At 71.5% G+C, this 16,887-nt stretch carries 14 protein-coding genes; 9 read left to right on the top strand and 5 right to left on the bottom strand.

What is annotated here, in order from left to right:
• Window positions 1-22 precede the first annotated feature (22 nt).
• Both ACIGEZ_RS15975 and ACIGEZ_RS15970 read left to right on the top strand, forming a co-directional pair.
• Window positions 23-1,396, top strand: a complete 1,374-nt coding sequence (locus tag ACIGEZ_RS15975; protein ID WP_399831199.1) for an FAD-dependent oxidoreductase — start codon at window positions 23-25, stop codon at window positions 1,394-1,396.
• Window positions 1,397-1,461: 65 nt separating this feature from the next.
• A complete protein-coding gene (locus ACIGEZ_RS15970) occupies window positions 1,462-1,896 on the top strand; it encodes a hypothetical protein (RefSeq protein WP_399831197.1) in 435 nt (144 codons plus the stop codon).
• A gap of 62 nt (window positions 1,897-1,958) precedes the next feature.
• On the opposite strand, the gene hemE is transcribed toward ACIGEZ_RS15970, so the two are convergent.
• The gene (gene hemE, locus ACIGEZ_RS15965) at window positions 1,959-3,035 is read right to left on the bottom strand and encodes a uroporphyrinogen decarboxylase (protein ID WP_399831194.1); all 1,077 of its coding nucleotides are present in this window, start codon (window positions 3,033-3,035) and stop codon (window positions 1,959-1,961) included.
• A 91-nt stretch (window positions 3,036-3,126) separates the two neighbouring features.
• Between hemE and ACIGEZ_RS15960 the strand changes: the two genes are divergently transcribed.
• From ACIGEZ_RS15960 to ACIGEZ_RS15930, 7 genes are all read left to right on the top strand, one after another.
• Window positions 3,127-3,831, top strand: a complete 705-nt coding sequence (locus tag ACIGEZ_RS15960) for a DUF3000 domain-containing protein (protein ID WP_399831191.1) — start codon at window positions 3,127-3,129, stop codon at window positions 3,829-3,831.
• Window positions 3,832-4,072: 241 nt separating this feature from the next.
• A complete protein-coding gene (locus tag ACIGEZ_RS15955; protein ID WP_017242457.1) occupies window positions 4,073-4,738 on the top strand; it encodes a response regulator transcription factor in 666 nt (221 codons plus the stop codon).
• Window positions 4,739-4,869: 131 nt separating this feature from the next.
• Window positions 4,870-6,153 (top strand): HRDC domain-containing protein, encoded by a 1,284-nt coding sequence (locus tag ACIGEZ_RS15950; protein ID WP_399831188.1) that lies wholly within the window; start codon window positions 4,870-4,872, stop codon window positions 6,151-6,153.
• Between the two features lie 128 nt (window positions 6,154-6,281).
• The gene (locus ACIGEZ_RS15945) at window positions 6,282-7,040 is read left to right on the top strand and encodes a ferritin-like domain-containing protein (RefSeq protein WP_399831185.1); all 759 of its coding nucleotides are present in this window, start codon (window positions 6,282-6,284) and stop codon (window positions 7,038-7,040) included.
• Between the two features lie 168 nt (window positions 7,041-7,208).
• Entirely contained in the window at window positions 7,209-8,435 is a 1,227-nt protein-coding gene (locus tag ACIGEZ_RS15940; protein WP_399831182.1) for a thiolase family protein, read from the top strand.
• Entirely contained in the window at window positions 8,432-10,570 is a 2,139-nt protein-coding gene (locus ACIGEZ_RS15935) for a 3-hydroxyacyl-CoA dehydrogenase NAD-binding domain-containing protein (protein ID WP_399831179.1), read from the top strand. The genes ACIGEZ_RS15940 and ACIGEZ_RS15935 overlap by 4 nt, the downstream gene beginning before the upstream one ends.
• Window positions 10,571-10,642: 72 nt before the next feature.
• A complete protein-coding gene (locus ACIGEZ_RS15930) occupies window positions 10,643-10,993 on the top strand; it encodes an NTP pyrophosphohydrolase (protein WP_399831176.1) in 351 nt (116 codons plus the stop codon).
• A gap of 9 nt (window positions 10,994-11,002) precedes the next feature.
• On the opposite strand, the gene ACIGEZ_RS15925 is transcribed toward ACIGEZ_RS15930, so the two are convergent.
• From ACIGEZ_RS15925 to ACIGEZ_RS15910, 4 genes are all read right to left on the bottom strand, one after another.
• Window positions 11,003-12,481 (bottom strand): amino acid permease, encoded by a 1,479-nt coding sequence (locus ACIGEZ_RS15925; RefSeq protein WP_399831174.1) that lies wholly within the window; start codon window positions 12,479-12,481, stop codon window positions 11,003-11,005.
• Between the two features lie 167 nt (window positions 12,482-12,648).
• A complete protein-coding gene (gene dxs / locus ACIGEZ_RS15920) occupies window positions 12,649-14,568 on the bottom strand; it encodes a 1-deoxy-D-xylulose-5-phosphate synthase (RefSeq protein WP_399831172.1) in 1,920 nt (639 codons plus the stop codon).
• A gap of 197 nt (window positions 14,569-14,765) precedes the next feature.
• Window positions 14,766-16,082 (bottom strand): sugar ABC transporter permease, encoded by a 1,317-nt coding sequence (locus ACIGEZ_RS15915; RefSeq protein ID WP_399831169.1) that lies wholly within the window; start codon window positions 16,080-16,082, stop codon window positions 14,766-14,768.
• Window positions 16,079-16,882, bottom strand: a complete 804-nt coding sequence (locus tag ACIGEZ_RS15910; protein ID WP_399831167.1) for an ATP-binding cassette domain-containing protein — start codon at window positions 16,880-16,882, stop codon at window positions 16,079-16,081. The genes ACIGEZ_RS15915 and ACIGEZ_RS15910 overlap by 4 nt, the downstream gene beginning before the upstream one ends.
• Window positions 16,883-16,887: the final 5 nt, after the last annotated feature.

Here is a 16,887-nt window from a genome sequence, read left to right as displayed (position 1 = left end):
CCGCCCGTCGTAGCGTGTTCGTATGAGCGAACGACTGGTGGTCATCGGCGGCGACGCGGCGGGCATGTCGGCCGCGTCGCAGGCGCGCAGGCTCAAGGGGCCCGGGGAGTTGGAGATCGTCGCCTTCGAGCGGGGGCACTTCAGTTCGTACTCGGCCTGCGGCATCCCGTACTGGGTCGGCGGCGACGTGGCCGTCCGCGACGAGCTGATCGCCCGGAGCCCCGAGGAGCACCGGGCGCGGGACATCGACCTGCGGATGCGGACCGAGGTGACCGCCCTCGACGTGGACCGGCAGCGGGTGCTCACCCGGGACCTGGAGTCGGGCGCGGAGGAGTGGACCGGCTTCGACAAGCTGGTGATCGCGACCGGCGCCCGGCCGCTGCGCCCGCCGCTGCCGGGGATCGACGCTCCGGGCGTGCACGGGGTGCAGACCCTGGACGACGGGCAGGCGCTGCTCGACTCGCTGACCCACGCGCGAGGCCGGCGGGCGGTGGTCGTGGGCGCCGGGTACATCGGCGTCGAGATGGCGGAGGCGCTGCTCGGCCGGGGTTTCGAGGTGACGGTCCTGAACCGGGGCGAGCAGCCGATGGCGACGCTCGACCCGGACATGGGGCGCCTGGTGCACCGGGCGATGGACGGCCTGGGGATCACGACGGTCGGCTCCTCGCCGGTGACGAAGATCCTCACCGGCGAGGACGGCCGGGTCCGCGCGGCGGCGACGGACGAGGGCGAGTACCCGGCGGACGTGGTGGTGCTCGGCATGGGGGTGGTGCCGGAGACCTCGCTGGCGCGGTCGGCGGGGCTGCCGCTGGGCACGTACGACGGTCTGCTCACGGACCTGTCGATGCGGGTGCGCGGGCACGCGAACATCTGGGCGGGCGGTGACTGCGTGGAGGTCCTCGACCTGGTGTCGGGGCGGGAGCGCCATGTGCCGCTCGGCACCCACGCCAACAAGCACGGCCAGGTGATCGGTTCCAACGTGGGCGGCGGCTACGCGACCTTCCCCGGCGTGGTCGGTACGGCGGTGTCGAAGGTCTGCGACCTGGAGATCGCCAGGACGGGTCTGCGGGAGAAGGACGCCCGGGCGGTGGGGCTGCAGTACGTGGCGGTGACGGTGGAGTCGACGAGCCGGGCGGGCTACTACCCGGGGGCGGCGCTCATGACGGTGAAGATGCTGGCGGAGCGTCGTACCGGGCGGCTGCTCGGGGTGCAGATCGTGGGCCGTGAGGGCGCGGGCAAGCGGGTGGACATCGCGGCGGTGGCGCTCACGGCGGGGATGACGGTGGAGCAGATGACGGCGCTCGACCTGGGCTACGCGCCGCCGTTCTCGCCGGTGTGGGACCCGGTCCTGGTCGCCGCGCGCAAGGCGATGGCGGCCGTTCGGGCGGCGGGCTGACCCGAGCGGAGGACGGCGCCTGGTGACGGTTTGCGAGCGTTCGAACACCATGCGTCACTGATCGCATGATCCGACACACCTTGCGCGCGCTGTGCGCCGCCACACTCGTCATAGCCCCGGTCGCCCTGACGGCGACGCCCGCCCACGCGACCGTGTTCTGCATGGTCAACGGAGTCGCCGTCAGCGGCACCGCCGTCACCGGGACTCCCGGTCCCGACGTCATCCGCTGCGGCGGCCCCGGCGCGCTCGACTCGGTCAACGGCCTCGGCGGCGGTGACTACATCGTGATCGGCGGTCCCGTCAGCGGCCTCGTGAGCGGCGGCGACGGCAGCGACTACATCCAGGTCGACTCCAACGTCGCGCCGGGCGGCATCGTCGCCGGCGACAACGGGAGCGACTTCATCCGCACCGGCCCCAACGGCGGCACCGTCAACGGCGGGCCCGGCGTCGACTTCTGCCGGGTCGCCTCCGGCAACCAGCCCACCGGCTGCGAAGGCTAGACCCGCACGCCCGCCGGGTGCCGCGATCCGCGCGCGGCGCCCGGGCGGGACGGTGCCGCGGGTCAGCGGGCCGTCCGCGTGTGCACGTAGTCGACCAGGCGGGTCAGCGTGTCCGGGTCGGTGGTCGGCAGCACCCCGTGGCCGAGGTTGAAGACATGACCCTCCAGGCCTGCCGCGGCGGCCAGGACCTCGTCCGTCTTGGCCTCCACGGCCTCCCGCGAGGAGAACAGCACGGCCGGGTCGAGGTTGCCCTGGAGCGCCTTGCCGGGGCCGACCCGGCGGGCGGCCTCGTCGAGCGGGACGCGCCAGTCGACGCCCACCACGTCCGCGCCCGCCTCACCCATGAGGCCGAGCAGCTCGCCCGTGCCGACGCCGAAGTGGATGCGGGGCACGCCGTACGAGGCGACCGCGTCGAAGACCTTCACGGAGGACGGCATCACCGAGCGGCGGTAGTCGGCCGGGGCCAGGGCGCCCACCCAGGAGTCGAAGAGCTGCACCGCGGAGGCACCGGCCTCGATCTGGACCTTGAGGAAGGCCGAGGTGATGTCGGCGAGGCGGTCGAGGAGGTCGGCCCACAGCTGCGGGTCGCCGTACATGAGCGCCTTGGTGTGCTCGTGGTTGCGGGACGGACCGCCCTCGACGAGGTAGCTCGCGAGGGTGAACGGCGCACCCGCGAAACCGATCAGCGGGGTGGCGCCCAGCTCGCCGGTGAGCATCCCGATGGCCTCCGTGACGTACGAGACGTCCTCGGGGGTCAGGTCGCGCAGCCGGGCCAGGTCGGCGCGGGTGCGGATCGGGTCGGCGACGACGGGACCGACACCGGGCTTGATGTCGAGGTCGATGCCGATGGCCTTCAGCGGGACCACGATGTCGCTGAAGTAGATCGCCGCGTCGACCTTGTGGCGGCGCACGGGCTGCAGGGTGATCTCGGTGACCAGCTCGGGCCGCATGCACGACTCGAGCATGGGGATGCCCTCGCGGACCTTCAGGTACTCGGGCAGGGACCTGCCGGCCTGCCGCATGAACCAAACCGGCGTGTGCGGCACGGCCTCGCGCCGGCACGCCTTCAGGAACGCGGAGTCGTACGTCTGCGGCTGGTGCTTCGTCTGCTGGCCCGTCGGGCGGTCGTTGGCGCTCACGACCAGAATCTTCGCATGTGGCGAGAAGCCGCTCACCCGGCCCGGGTGTCCCTCCCTGCGCAAGGGCCCCGTTCCGCCTACTCTTCCCCGCATGGCTGCGGCTCAGGGACATTCTTCCGATCATTCCGACGGCAATCGAGGGACGGAGAAGACGGCGGGCGACAGGGTGGACCCCACGGAGACGAACCCGGCGCCTCCCGCGTTCCGGCGGGCGGTCGAGGGGCTGCGCACGGTCAAGCTGCGGCCGGAGATCGAGGTCGATCCGACGCGGCCGCCGCAGCGGCTCGCCCCGTACGCGTACGCCCTGGAGGCTGCCGTCGTGGAGGGCGAGGAGGACCTGGCGGACGGGCGTCTGGTGCTGCTGCACGACCCCGCCGGGCACGAGGCCTGGAAGGGCGACTTCCGGCTCGTGACGCTGGTACGGGCGGAGCTGGAGCCGGAGATGGCCGCGGACCCCCTGCTGCCGGAGGTCTGCTGGTCCTGGCTGACCGGAGCCCTCGAGGCGCGCGACCTGGCGTACGGGGAGGCGAGCGGCACCGTCACCATGGCGGGCTCGCACTACTTCGGGGGGCTCGCGGAGCGGCGGCCCGCCACCCAGATCGAGATCCGGGCCTCGTGGACGCCCCGGGAGGGTCCGGCCGGGGTGCCGGACACGGGGACGCACCTGGCGGCCTGGTGCGACCTGTTGTGCCAGATCGCCGGTCTGCCGCCCTCGCCCACCGATCCCGGCGCGGGGACCACGTCGGGCGCGGGGGTCGTCTCGCTCCCGCAGCGGCGGGGGCCGCAGCAGCCGTAAGCCGCCGCAGCGGCCGGTGAGGTCGATTTCCGGACAGGTTTGGCGCTGCGGGCCGCGCGGCTCGTACGATGATCGATCACGCGTCCGAATTGCCCGAATTATTACTCACCAAATCGTGATCTTTCCCTAAAGGCGGGCGACCCAGCTGCCGAAGGAGTCAATGACCCCTTCAAAGCACGGGTTCGCCCCCGGCTTCTTCCCCGAGCCGGCTCCGTCCCGCACCTTCCCCCCAGGAGGCCTGGTGTCCGTTCTCCTCGAGCAGCCCGCAAGCCTGGTCGCCTACCGCCCGAACAAGCCGACGGCCATGGTCGTCGTGGCCGACCCGCGCGTCCGCTCCACCGTCACCCGCCACCTGTGGGCGCTCGGGGTGCGCGACGTCATCGAGGCGTCGTCCATCGCGGAGGCCCGTCCCCGCGTCGGCAACCCACGTGACATCTGCGTGGCCGACGTCCATCTCCCCGACGGCAGCGGGCTCACCCTGCTGTCCGAGACCCGCGCCGCGGGCTGGCCCAACGGCCTCGCCCTGTCCGCCGCCGACGACATCGGCGCCGTCCGCAACGCGCTGGCCGGCGGCGTCAAGGGTTACGTCGTCACCGGCACCCGCACGAACATCGGCCACCCCACCCGCCCCGGCGCCGCCCCGATCGGCTCCGCGGCCGCCCGCCTCGGCCACCGCCGCCCCCCGGGTGCCCCGAGCCACCCGGGCGGCTACCGCGAGCTCTCCGGCCGTGAGGTCGAGGTGCTGCGGCTGGTCGCCGAGGGCCAGTCCAACAAGGCGATCGGCGTCTCCATGGGCCTGTCGGCGCTCACCGTGAAGAGCCACCTCGCCCGCATCGCCCGCAAGCTGGGCACCGGTGACCGGGCCGGCATGGTCGCCGTCGCCCTGCGTACCGGGATCATCCACTGAGCGGCCCGGAGCTCTGAGGCTTCGACAATCGGCACGTGACTGTCGACGGAACGTTCCGGCGCATCCCGCCTTCCCGGGGATCCGCCGGTTTCGTCGACAGTCATGTGCCGATTGACGGATACCCTTGACAGGTGACCGACGCCCAAGACACCGCAAGCGACACCGCACTGCGAACCACCGGGGGCGCCCCCTCGGACGACGACGTCCCTGCGCATGGGCTGCCGATCCCGCTGCTCGAACCGCGCGAGGGCATTCCGCCCGTCGTGGCGAGCGAGGACGCGCTCGCCGAGGTCATCGCCGCCTTCGCCGCGGGCCGCGGACCCGTCGCCGTCGACGCCGAGCGGGCCTCCGGCTACCGCTACGGGCAGCGCGCCTATCTCGTCCAGCTCCGCCGCGATGGCGCGGGCACCGCGCTGATCGACCCGGTGGGCTGCCCCGATCTGTCCGGCCTCGGCGAGGCGCTCGCCGGCACCGAGTGGATCCTGCACGCCGCGACCCAGGACCTGCCGTGCCTGCGGGACATAGGCATGGTGCCGACGCGGCTCTTCGACACCGAGCTCGCCGGACGGCTGGCCGGGTTCCCGCGGGTCGGCCTCGGCGCGATGGTCGAGTCGGTCCTGGGCTACGCCCTGGAGAAGGGCCACTCGGCCGTCGACTGGTCCACCCGTCCGCTGCCCGAGCCGTGGCTGCGGTACGCGGCCCTGGACGTCGAGCTGCTCGTGGACCTGCGCGACGCCCTGGAGAAGGAGCTGGACCGGCAGGGGAAGCTGGGCTGGGCGCTCCAGGAGTTCGACGCCATCGCCTCCGCCCCGCCCGCACCGCCGCGCAAGGACCCCTGGCGCCGCACGTCCGGGATGCACAAGGTGCGCCGGCGCCGTCAGATGGCGGTCGTACGGGAGCTGTGGACGGCCCGTGACCGGGTGGCCCAGCGGCGTGACGTCTCACCCGGCAAGGTGCTGAGCGACGCGGCGATCGTGGAGGCGGCCCTGGCGCTGCCGCCGAACGCGGGCGCGCTGTCGGCGCTGCCCGGCTTCGGCCAGCGGATCGGCAAGCGCCAGCTGGAGCAGTGGCAGGCCGCCGTGGACCGGGCGAAGGCCCTGCCGGAGGCGGAGCTGCCGCAGCCGGGCCAGCCGCTGGCGGGCCCGCCGCCGCCGCGCGCCTGGGCGGACAAGGACCCGGCGGCCGCGGCCCGGCTCTCCGCGGCCCGCGCCGCGGTGTCGGCGCTCGCGGAGGAGCTGAACCTGCCTCAGGAGAACCTGATCACGCCGGACACGGTCCGCCGGGTCTGCTGGGAGCCGCCGGCCCCGGCCACCCCGGAGACGGTCGCCACCGCCCTCACCGGCTACGGCGCCCGCCCCTGGCAGGTGGAGCTCGTGACCCCGCTGCTCGTGGAGGCGCTGGCGGCGGAGGCCTGAGCCCCCGCGCCCACGCCGAGCGGAGCCCCTGGCAGCTGCCAGGGGCTCCGTCGTACCCGTGTCGCGGTTCCGTCACCGCCCCGTCACAGAGCTTTTGATCACGTTCAAGAAGTCATAGCTTCCTGAACGTGATCAAAAACGTGGACGGAAACGGAATCGAAAGCCAGAGCGCGAACGGGTACGCGGACTGGGTCGACGACTTCACCGCCGAGCGGGAGCGCCGCGCCGCCCTCGGAGATCCCGTCTGGGCGCAGGGGGCCGAGCTCCCGGCCGCGCTCGTACGGAGCATCCAGCGCTTCCAGGTCGGCGAGGACGGCGACGGGGTCGAGCTCCGGGCGAAGGCCGCCGCCGCGGGCGACCCGGCCTACGCGGAGGCGGTCGCGCTCTTCGTCGCCGAGGAGCAGAACCACGCCCGGATGCTGGCCCTGCTCCTGTCGGCGGCCGGCGCCGAGACGCTCTGCGGCCACTGGAGCGACGCCGCCTTCGTACGCCTGCGCCGGCTTCTCGGGCTGCGCCTCGAACTCCTCGTCCTGATGGTGGCCGAGGTGGTGGCCCTGCGGTACTACCGCGCCCTGCGCGACGGCGCGGGCGACCGGCTGACCGCCGAGGTCGCCGGCCGGATCCTCGCCGACGAGGAACGGCACGTCCCCTTCCACTGCCGCCGGCTGCGCGAGAGCCTCGCCGCGCTGCCCGCACCGGGCCGGTACGCCGCCACCACCGGCTGGCGCGCCCTGCTGGCCGGAGCCGCGCTGGTCGTCGCGTACGACCACGGGCCCGCCCTGCGCGGCCTGGGCGTGCGGCGGGCGTCCTTCTTCCGCGACGTGCTGCGCAGCTCAGCCCCGATGGCCGCGGCGATGGACGGGCGCGGGCCGCTGCCGGGCCGCTGACCCCCGCCGAGGCCCCGTCGGCCGGTGTGACCTTCGCCGCTTGGGGCGGGGGGACTGGGCAGTCTGGTTACTCGCAAGTAGCATGGGGGGAGCAAGCGCGCGCTTAGCCGCGTGCCGGGCAGCGCGCCCGCGCAGCAGTGCCACCCCGCACCCTGGAGGAGAGCCATCGTGCCTCGTACCGTCAGGGACGTCGTCTTCGTCGACGGCGTCCGTACCCCGTTCGGCAAGGCGGGCCCGAAGGGCATCTACCACGAGACCCGCGCCGACGACCTCGTCGTCAAGGCCATCCGGGAGCTGCTGCGCCGCAACCCCGGCCTCGACCCCGCCCAGATCGACGAGGTCGCCATCGCCGCGACCACGCAGATCGGCGACCAGGGCCTGACCCTCGGCCGTACCGCCGGCATCCTCGCCGGTCTGCCGCAGTCCGTGCCCGGCTACTCCATCGACCGCATGTGCGCCGGCGCGCTCACCGCCGTGACCGCGACCGCCGGTTCGATCGCCTTCGGCGCGTACGACGCCGTCATCGCCGGTGGTGTCGAGCACATGGGCCGCCACCCCATGGGCGAGGGCGTCGACCCGAACCCGCGCTTCGTGTCGGAGAAGCTCGTCGACGAGTCCGCCCTGTTCATGGGCATGACCGCCGAGAACCTGCACGACCGCTACCCGTCCATCACCAAGCAGCGCGCCGACGAGTACGCCGTGCGTTCGCAGGAGAAGGCCGCCAAGGCGTACGCCGACGGCAAGATCCAGCAGGACCTGGTGCCGATCTCGGTCCGCCGCACCTCCCCCGAGGGCGGGGAGACCGGCTGGGGCCTGGTCACCGCCGACGAGCCGATGCGCCCGGGCACCACGCTGGAGTCGCTGGCGAACCTGAAGACGCCGTTCCGCGTCCACGGCAACGTCACCGCGGGCAACGCGGCCGGCCTGAACGACGGCGCCACCGCCTCGATCATCGCCTCCGAGGACTTCGCCCGCGAGAACAACCTCCCGGTCAAGATGCGCCTCGTCTCGTACGCCTTCGCCGGCGTCGAGCCCGAGGTCATGGGCTACGGCCCGATCCCGGCCACCGAGAAGGCGCTGGCCAAGGCCGGTCTGTCCATCTCGGACATCGGTCTCTTCGAGATCAACGAGGCCTTCGCCGTCCAGGTCCTCGCGTTCCTGGAGCACTACGGCATCGCCGACGACGACGCACGCGTCAACCAGTACGGCGGCGCCATCGCGTACGGCCACCCGCTCGCCTCCTCCGGCGTCCGTCTGATGACGCAGCTGGCCCGCCAGTTCGAGGAGCAGCCGGAGGTCCGCTACGGCCTCACCACCATGTGCGTCGGCTTCGGCATGGGCGCCACGGTCATCTGGGAGAACCCGAACCACAAGGACGCCGGAGGCAGCAAGTGAGCACCACCGCAGAGCTTCTGAAGGGCGCCGCCGAGCTCTTCCCCGACGAGGTCGTCACCTCGGCCCACGTACGGCACTTCGAACTCCCCGCGGGTGCGGGCCGGTTCGCGCTGATCACGCTGGACAACGGCTTCGACCACACCAAGCCGACCACCTTCGGCCCGCAGTCGCTCGCCAACCTCAACACGGCGATCGACCAGGTCGAGGCCGAGGCCGCGAACGGTGAGATCGTCGGCGCCGGCATCACCGGCAAGCCGTTCATCTTCGCCGTCGGCGCGGACCTCAAGGGCGTCGAGCTGCTGAAGCAGCACTCCGACGCGCTCGCCATCGGCAAGGGCGGCCACGACGTCTTCAAGCGTCTGTCCGGCCTGGCCGTGCCCACCTTCGCCTACTACAACGGCGCGGCGATGGGCGGCGGTGTCGAGGTCGGTCTGCACTGCACCTACCGCACCGTCTCCAAGGCCCTGCCCGCCTTCTCGCTGCCCGAGGTCTTCCTCGGCCTGGTGCCCGGCTGGGGCGGCTGCGCGATCCTGCCGAACCTGATCGGCGCGGAGAAGGCCGTCTCGGTCATCATCGAGAACTCGCTGAACCAGAACCGCCAGCTCAAGGGCAAGCAGGTCTTCGAGCTCGGCATCGCCGACGCGATCTTCGAGGGCGCGGACTTCCTCGAGCAGTCGCTGATCTGGACGGCGTCCGTCCTCAACGGCTCCGTCACCGTCGAGCGCCCGGAGATCGACCGCGGCGAGGCCTGGGACCAGGCCGTCGCCAAGGGCCGTCTCGTCGCCGACTCCAAGGTGCACGGCGCCGCCCCCGCCGCCTACCGCGCCCTCGACATCATCGAGGCCGCCAAGGACGGCGACCTGCAGAAGGGCTTCGACGCCGAGGACCAGGCCCTCGCGGACCTGATCATGGGCGGCGAGCTCCGCTCCGGCATCTACGCCTTCAACCTGGTGCAGAAGCGCGGCAAGCGGCCGGCCGGTGCGCCGGACAAGTCGCTCGCCCGCCCGGTCACCAAGGTCGGTGTCGTCGGCGCCGGTCTGATGGCCTCCCAGCTCGCCCTGCTGTTCCTGCGCCGCCTCGAGGTGCCGGTCGTCCTGACCGACATCGACCAGGAGCGCGTCGACAAGGGCGTGGGCTACGTCCACGGCGAGATCGAGAAGCTGCTCGGCAAGGGCCGTATCAACCAGGACAAGGCCAACCGCCTCAAGGGCCTGGTCTCCGGTGTCCTGGACAAGGCCGCGGGCTTCGCGGACGCGGACTTCGTCATCGAGGCCGTGTTCGAGGAGATGTCGGTCAAGCAGAAGGTGTTCGCGGAGGTCGAGGCGGTCGCCCCGGCGCACGCGATCCTCGCCACCAACACCTCCTCGCTGTCGGTCTCCGAGATGGCCTCGAAGCTGAAGCACCCCGAGCGCGTGGTCGGCTTCCACTTCTTCAACCCGGTCGCGATCCTCCCGCTCCTGGAGATCGTCCGCGGCGAGCAGACGGACGACGCCTCGCTGGCCACCGCCTTCGGTGTCGCGAAGAAGCTGAAGAAGACCGCGGTCCTCACCAAGGACGCCCCGGCGTTCGTCGTGAACCGCATCCTCACCCGCTTCATGGGCGAGATCCAGAACATCATCGACGAGGGCACCCCGGTGGCCACGGCGGAGAAGGCGGTCGAGCCGCTGGGTCTGCCGATGTCGCCGCTGGTCCTCCTGGAGCTCGTCGGCCCGGCGATCGGTCTGCACGTCTCCGAGACCCTGAACCGCGCCTTCCCGGAGCGCTTCACGGTCTCCCCCAACCTGAAGGCCGTCGTCGAGGCCGGCAAGCGCGGCTTCTACGTCTACAACGCCGAGAACGGCTTCAAGCCGGAGCTCGACCCCGAGGTCGCCGCGCTCCTGAAGCAGGGCGACGTCGTCCTGACCGAGGAGCAGGCCCGCATGCGCGTCCTGGACGCGGTGGCGCAGGAGATCGGCCTGATGCTGGAGGAGGGTGTCGTCGCCGAGGCGCAGGACATCGACCTCTGCCTGATCACGGGCGCGGGCTGGCCCTTCCACCTGGGCGGCATCACGCCGTACCTGGACCGTGAGGGCGTCTCCGAGCGCGTCAACGGCAAGCGGTTCCTCGCGCAGGGCGTGGCGAGCGTCCCCGCGTAACGCTTCGCGAACGACCCGTACGTGTGAACGGCCCCGGCACCCTGGTGGTGCCGGGGCCGTCATGCTGGGGGCATGGATCTTCTGATCGTGGACGGTGCCAACGTGGTCGGGTCGGTGCCGGACGGGTGGTGGAAGGACCGGCGTGCGGCCGCCGAGCGGCTGCGGGACCGGCTGGCCGAGCGGGGCGGGCCCGAGGGCGGGCCGTACGAGATCGTGCTCGTCGTGGAGGGCCGGGCCCGGGGCGTGGCGCCGGTGCCCGGGGTACGGGTCGAGGAGGCCCCCGGCAGCGGGGACGACCTGATCGTGGAGCTGGCCCGGAACGCGGCCGGCCGGCCGTGCCTGGTGGTCACGGCCGACCATAAGCTGCGCCGGCGGGTGGCGGAGGCGGGCGCGAGCTGTGTGGGCCCGCGGGCGCTGCCGTGACGACGCGGTCTAGTAGGTGGCGTCCTGACCCATCTTGCCGAGGCGGCTGTTCTTCCTTCCGTACAGGAAGTAGACGACGATGCCGATGACCATCCAGACCGCGAAGCGGAACCAGGTCTCGCCCGGCAGGTTGAGCATCAGCCAGAGCGAGGCGGCGATGGAGAGGATCGGCAGCACCGGCACCCAGGGGGTGCGGAAGGCGCGGTGCAGGTCGGGGCGGGAGCGGCGCAGGACGATCACGCCGGCGGCGACCATGACGAAGGCGAAGAGGGTGCCGATGTTCACCAGGGTGGCGAGCTCGTTGATGCTGGTGAAGCCGGACACGATCGCGATGATCACACCGAGCAGGATGGTCGGCCGGTAGGGGGTCTTGAACCTCGGGTGCGTCACCGAGAAGAAGCGGGGCAGCAGTCCGTCGCGGCTCATCGCGAAGAAGACCCGGGTCTGGCCGAGCAGCAGGATCAGGCAGACCGTGGTGAGGCCGACGGCGGCGCCGAAGCTGATGACGCCCGCGTAGAACGGGTGTCCCACGGCCTTGAAGGCGTCGGCCAGCGGGGCGCTGACGGACAGTTCGGTGTAGTGCTGCATTCCGGTGACGACGAGGGCCACCGCCACGTAGAGCACGGTGCAGATGAGCAGCGAGCCGAGGATGCCGCGGGGCATGTCGCGCTGCGGGAGCTTGGTCTCCTCGGCCGCGGTCGCGACGACGTCGAAGCCGATGAAGGCGAAGAACACGACGGAGGCGGCCGTGAAGATGCCCATGACGCCGAAGTTGGTGGGCTCGTAGCCGAAGATCAGCTGGACCATCGGGGAGTCCCAGTTGGAACCGCCACCCGGTGGGGACACGGCCGGCGGGATGAACGGCTTGTAGTTGTCGCCGACGATGAAGAACAGGCCCGCGACGATCACGATCATCACCACGGTCACCTTGATGGCGACGACGATGGCGGTGATCCGGGCGGACAGCTTCATCCCGAGGACGAGGATCGCGGTCAACACCAGGACCAGGATGAACGCGAGGATGTCGAAGGTGCCGCCGGCGACGTCCGGGCCTTCGAGCGCAGCCGGTAGATGCCAGCCGATGTTGTCCATGAGGGAGCGGACGTAGCCCGACCAGCCGACGGCGACGACGGCGGTGCCGAGCGCGAACTCCAGGACGAGGTCCCAGCCGATGATCCAGGCCGGCAGCTCGCCGATGGAGGCGTACGCGAAGGTGTACGCCGATCCCGCGACCGGCACGGTCGAGGCGAACTCCGCGTAGCACAGGGCCGCGAGGGCGCAGACGATGCCGGCGGCCACGAAGGCGAGCGCGGTGGCCGGGCCCGCGTTCTCCTTGGCGACCTTGCCGGTGAGGACGAAGATGCCGGTGCCGATGATGACGCCGACGCCGAAGACCGTCAGATCCCACGCGGAGAGGGATTTCTTGAGCGCGTGCTCCGGCTCCTCCGTGTCGCGGATCGACTGCTCGACCGTCTTGGTCCGGAACATTCCGGAATTCGCGCGTGGTTGTTGGTCCGTACTCACCGTCGCACCTCCTGGCAAAGGGGCTGCCCGCCTTCAGCCCAGAATGCACGCGAAAGGGCCGGTCGGCACCCGTAAGGGTGGTCCGACCGGCCCAAAGGTGACGCGGTGTTACCGACTCGGGTCCGCCGCGATCAGTCGCGGGCGGGCTCCACGGCCTGGGTGCTGCTCTCGAACCTGCCGTCCAGACGCGAGACCAGACCGGTGACCTGGCGCGCGATGTCCGGCGCGGTCAGCCCGATCTCGGCCATGACCTCGCCGCGGGAGGCGTGGTCGAGGAAGCGCGGCGGGATGCCGAAGTCACGCAGCGGCACGTCCACTCCGGCATCGCGCAGCGCCTGGGCGACGGCCGAGCCGACGCCGCCGACCCGGCTGTTGTCCTCGACGGTGACGACCACGCGGTGCTGCTCGGCGAGCGGGGCGAGGGCCTCGTCGACCGGCTTGACCCAGCGCGGGTCGACGACGGTGGTGGAGATGCCCTGCCGGTCGAGCAGGCCGGCGATCTCCAGGCACATGGGCGCCAGGGCGCCCACGGAGACCAGCAGCACGTCGGGCTTGTCGGAGCCCGGCTCACGCAGCACGTCCATGCCTCCGACGCGGCGCAGGGCCGGTACGGCGGGGCCGACGGCGCCCTTGGAGAAGCGGACCACGGTGGGCGCGTCGGTGACCTCGACGGCCTCGCGCAGCTGGGCGCGGACCTGGTCGGCGTCGCGCGGTGCGGCGAGCCGCAGGCCGGGCACCACCTGGAGGATCGACATGTCCCACATGCCGTTGTGGGAGGCGCCGTCGGTGCCGGTGACGCCGGCCCGGTCCAGGACGAAGGTGACGCCGCACTTGTGCAGGGCCACGTCCATCAGGACCTGGTCGAAGGCGCGGTTGAGGAAGGTCGCGTAGACCGCGAAGACCGGGTGCAGGCCGCCGGTGGCGAGGCCGGCCGCGGAGACCGCGGCGTGCTGCTCGGCGATGCCGACGTCGAACACTCGCTCGGGGAAGGCCTTGGCGAACTTGTCGAGGCCGACGGGCTGGAGCATGGCCGCGGTGATCGCGACGATGTCCTCGCGCTCCTTGCCGAGCTCGACCATCTCCTGGGCGAAGACGCCCGTCCAGTCGGCGCCGGAGGACGCGATCGGCAGACCGGTGTCGGGGTGGATCTTGCCGACGGCGTGGAAGCGGTCGGCCTCGTCCTGGAGGGCGGGCTGGTAGCCGCGGCCCTTCTCGGTGAGGCAGTGCACGATGACCGGGCCGCCGAAGCGCTTGGCGCGGGTGAGGGCGGACTCCAGGGCCTCGATGTCGTGGCCGTCGATGGGGCCCACGTACTTCAGGCCGAGGTCCTCGAACATGCCCTGGGGGGCGATGAAGTCCTTCAGGCCCTTCTTGGCGCCGTGCAGGGTCTCGTACAGCGGCTTCCCGACGACGGGGGTGCGCTCCAGGATGTCCTTGCCACGGGCCAGGAAGCGCTCGTAGCCGTCGGTGGTGCGCAGGGTCGCCAGGTGGTTGGCGAGGCCGCCGATGGTGGGGGCGTAGGAGCGCTCGTTGTCGTTGACGACGATGACGAGCGGGCGGTCCTTGGCGGCGGCGATGTTGTTCAGCGCCTCCCAGGCCATGCCGCCGGTGAGGGCGCCGTCGCCGATGACGGCGACGACGTGGTCGTCCTTGCGCAGGACCTCGTTGGCCTTGGCCAGGCCGTCGGCCCAGCCGAGGACGGTCGAGGCGTGCGAGTTCTCGATGACGTCGTGCTCGGACTCGGCCTGCGAGGGGTAGCCGGACAGGCCGCCCTTCATCTTGAGCTTGGAGAAGTCCTGCCGGCCGGTGAGCAGCTTGTGCACGTAGCTCTGGTGGCCGGTGTCCCACAGGACCTTGTCCTTGGGCGAGTCGAAGACGCGGTGCAGGGCGATGGTCAGCTCGACCACGCCGAGGTTGGGGCCGAGGTGCCCGCCGGTCTTGGAGACGGCGTCCACGAGGAACGACCTGATCTCTTCGGCCAGCTGGTCCAGCTGTTCCGAGGAGAGCCGGTCCAGATCTCGCGGTCCCCTGATACGGGTCAGCAGAGCCACCCGTGCCTCCTTGCGTTTGAGCTGGTCGAGCTTGCCGATTTGTCGAGTCTAATGTTCCGTCTTGGATCGTGGGCATCGGGCCGTGGGTTCAGCGTCACTCCCCCGGCCGACACGCCGATGACCCCTGGGGAGGTCACTGGTCCGGACGCAGCAGCGCCCGGCGCCGGTTCTCGGCGCCGGGCGGACTGTGGTGAGCGTTACGCGCGGCCGGCGGTCTTCTGCGTACGGCGGGAGACCGAGTCGATCACGACGGCGGCGAGCAGCACCGCGCCGGTGATCATGTTCTGGATCGCGTTGGACATGCCGATCATGTTCAGACCCTGCTGGATCGACTGGATCACGATCATGCCCAGGAGCGCGGACCAGACCTTGCCGCGGCCGCCGAAGAGGCTCGTGCCGCCGATCACGGCCGCGGCGATGACCAGCATCAGCGTGTTGCCGCCGCCGAGGCTCTTGGTCGCGCCGCCGGAGAGGCTCGCGATGAACAGGCCGCCGAAGGCGGCGAGGGTGCCGGAGGTCGCGAAGACGGCGATGCGGACCCGGTCGACGTTGATGCCGGCGCGGCGGGCCGCCTCGGCGTTGCCGCCGACCGCGAAGACCTTGCGGCCGAACAGGGTACGGCGGGCGACGAAGTCGGCGAGCACCAGGACGGCCAGGAAGAGCACCAGGGCGAGCGGCAGGCCACGGGCGCCGGCGGGCTCGTTCATCACGTACGCGACGAGCAGGACGAGGACCGCGACGACGACGGTGCGCAGCACGATCTCGCTGACCGGGCGGGCCGGCAGCTGGGCGGCCTTGCGGCGGCTGCTGTCGCGCAGCAGCGAGAACAGGTACGCGGCGACGGCGACCAGGGCGAGGCCGTAGGCGGCGATCTTGTCGGCGAAGAAGTAGTTGGTGAGGTTCTCCACCACGCTGCCGGACGGCGTGTTGATGGAGCCCTCGCCGCCCATCAGCCACTCCTGGAAGCCCATCCAGCCGAGGAAGCCGGCCAGGGTGACCACGAAGGCGGGGACGCCGATCTTGGCGAAGAAGAAGCCGTGCAGCGCACCGATGACGGTGCCGGCGAGCACCGCGAGGACGATGGACAGCCACTCGTTCATGCCGTTGCTGACCTGGAGGCCGGCCCAGACGGCGGCGCCGACGCCGGCGACGGAGCCCATCGACAGGTCGATCTCGCCGAGGACGAGGACGAAGACGATGCCGACGGCCATGATGCCGAGGCCGGAGGCGTACACCGCGACGTTGGCGACCGAGCTCGCGGACAGGAAGTTGCTGTTCTGGAGCTGGAAGACGACCGCGATGACGATCAGGCCCAGGATGACCGGGAGGGAGCCGAGCTCGCCGCCGCGGATCTTGCGGGTGAACTCGGTCCAGTAGCCCTTGATGCCCTCCTCGCGGACGAGCAGGCGGGGGTCGACGGCCGGGACGGGGGCCGCGGAGCCCTCGACGGAGGCCTCGGGAGCCGCGGCGGTGTCGGCGGTGTCGGTCTCGGGGGTCTTGGCGAGGTCGCTCACTTGGCGTCCCCCTTCTCGGCGGTGTCGGCCTTGCGAGCCTGCCGACGGGTCACCGCGTTGTCCGTGGCACCGGTGATGGCGGCGATGATCGTCTCGTGGGTGGTGTCCTCGACGTCGAAGACACCGTTGTTGCGGCCGAGGCGGAGCACGGCGACCTTGTCGGCGACGGCGCGGACGTCGGCCATGTTGTGGCTGATGAGGATGACGCCGTGACCGCGCTCGCGCAGCCGCTCGACCAGGTCGAGTACCTGTGCGGTCTGCTCGACGCCGAGGGCGGCGGTGGGCTCGTCCAGGATGACGATCTTCGGGTCGCCGATCAGGGCGCGGGCGATGGCCACGACCTGACGCTGGCCGCCGGAGAGGGCGGCGACGGGTATGCGGACCGACGGGATGCGGATGGACAGGGTGTCCAGGAGCTCCCGGGCGCGCTTCTCCATGGCGATCTCGTCGAGCACCTTGGCGGAGCTGAGCTCGCTGCCGAGGAAGAGGTTGGCGACGACGTCGAGGTTGTCGCAGAGCGCCAGGTCCTGGTAGACGGTCGCGACGCCGAGGTTCTGGGAGTCGTGGGGCTTGGTGATCTGGACGGGGCGGCCGTCCCACTCGATGGTGCCCTCGTCGATCGGGTGGACACCCGAGATCGTCTTGACGAGGGTCGACTTGCCGGCTCCGTTGTCGCCCACCAGGGCGACGACCTCTCCGGCATGGATCTCCAGATCGACATCGGTGAGCACCTGGACGGCGCCGAACCGCTTGGAGACCCCGCGCAACGCCAGCACGGGCGTAGCGGACACGTGAATCATCTCCT

Origin of the sequence: Streptomyces sp. NPDC085481, from assembly GCF_044541845.1 — a bacterium.
Classification (GTDB): domain Bacteria; phylum Actinomycetota; class Actinomycetes; order Streptomycetales; family Streptomycetaceae; genus Streptomyces.
The sequence above is the reverse complement of the archived record's forward strand: the minus strand, read 5'-3'. Positions and strand labels throughout refer to the sequence as shown.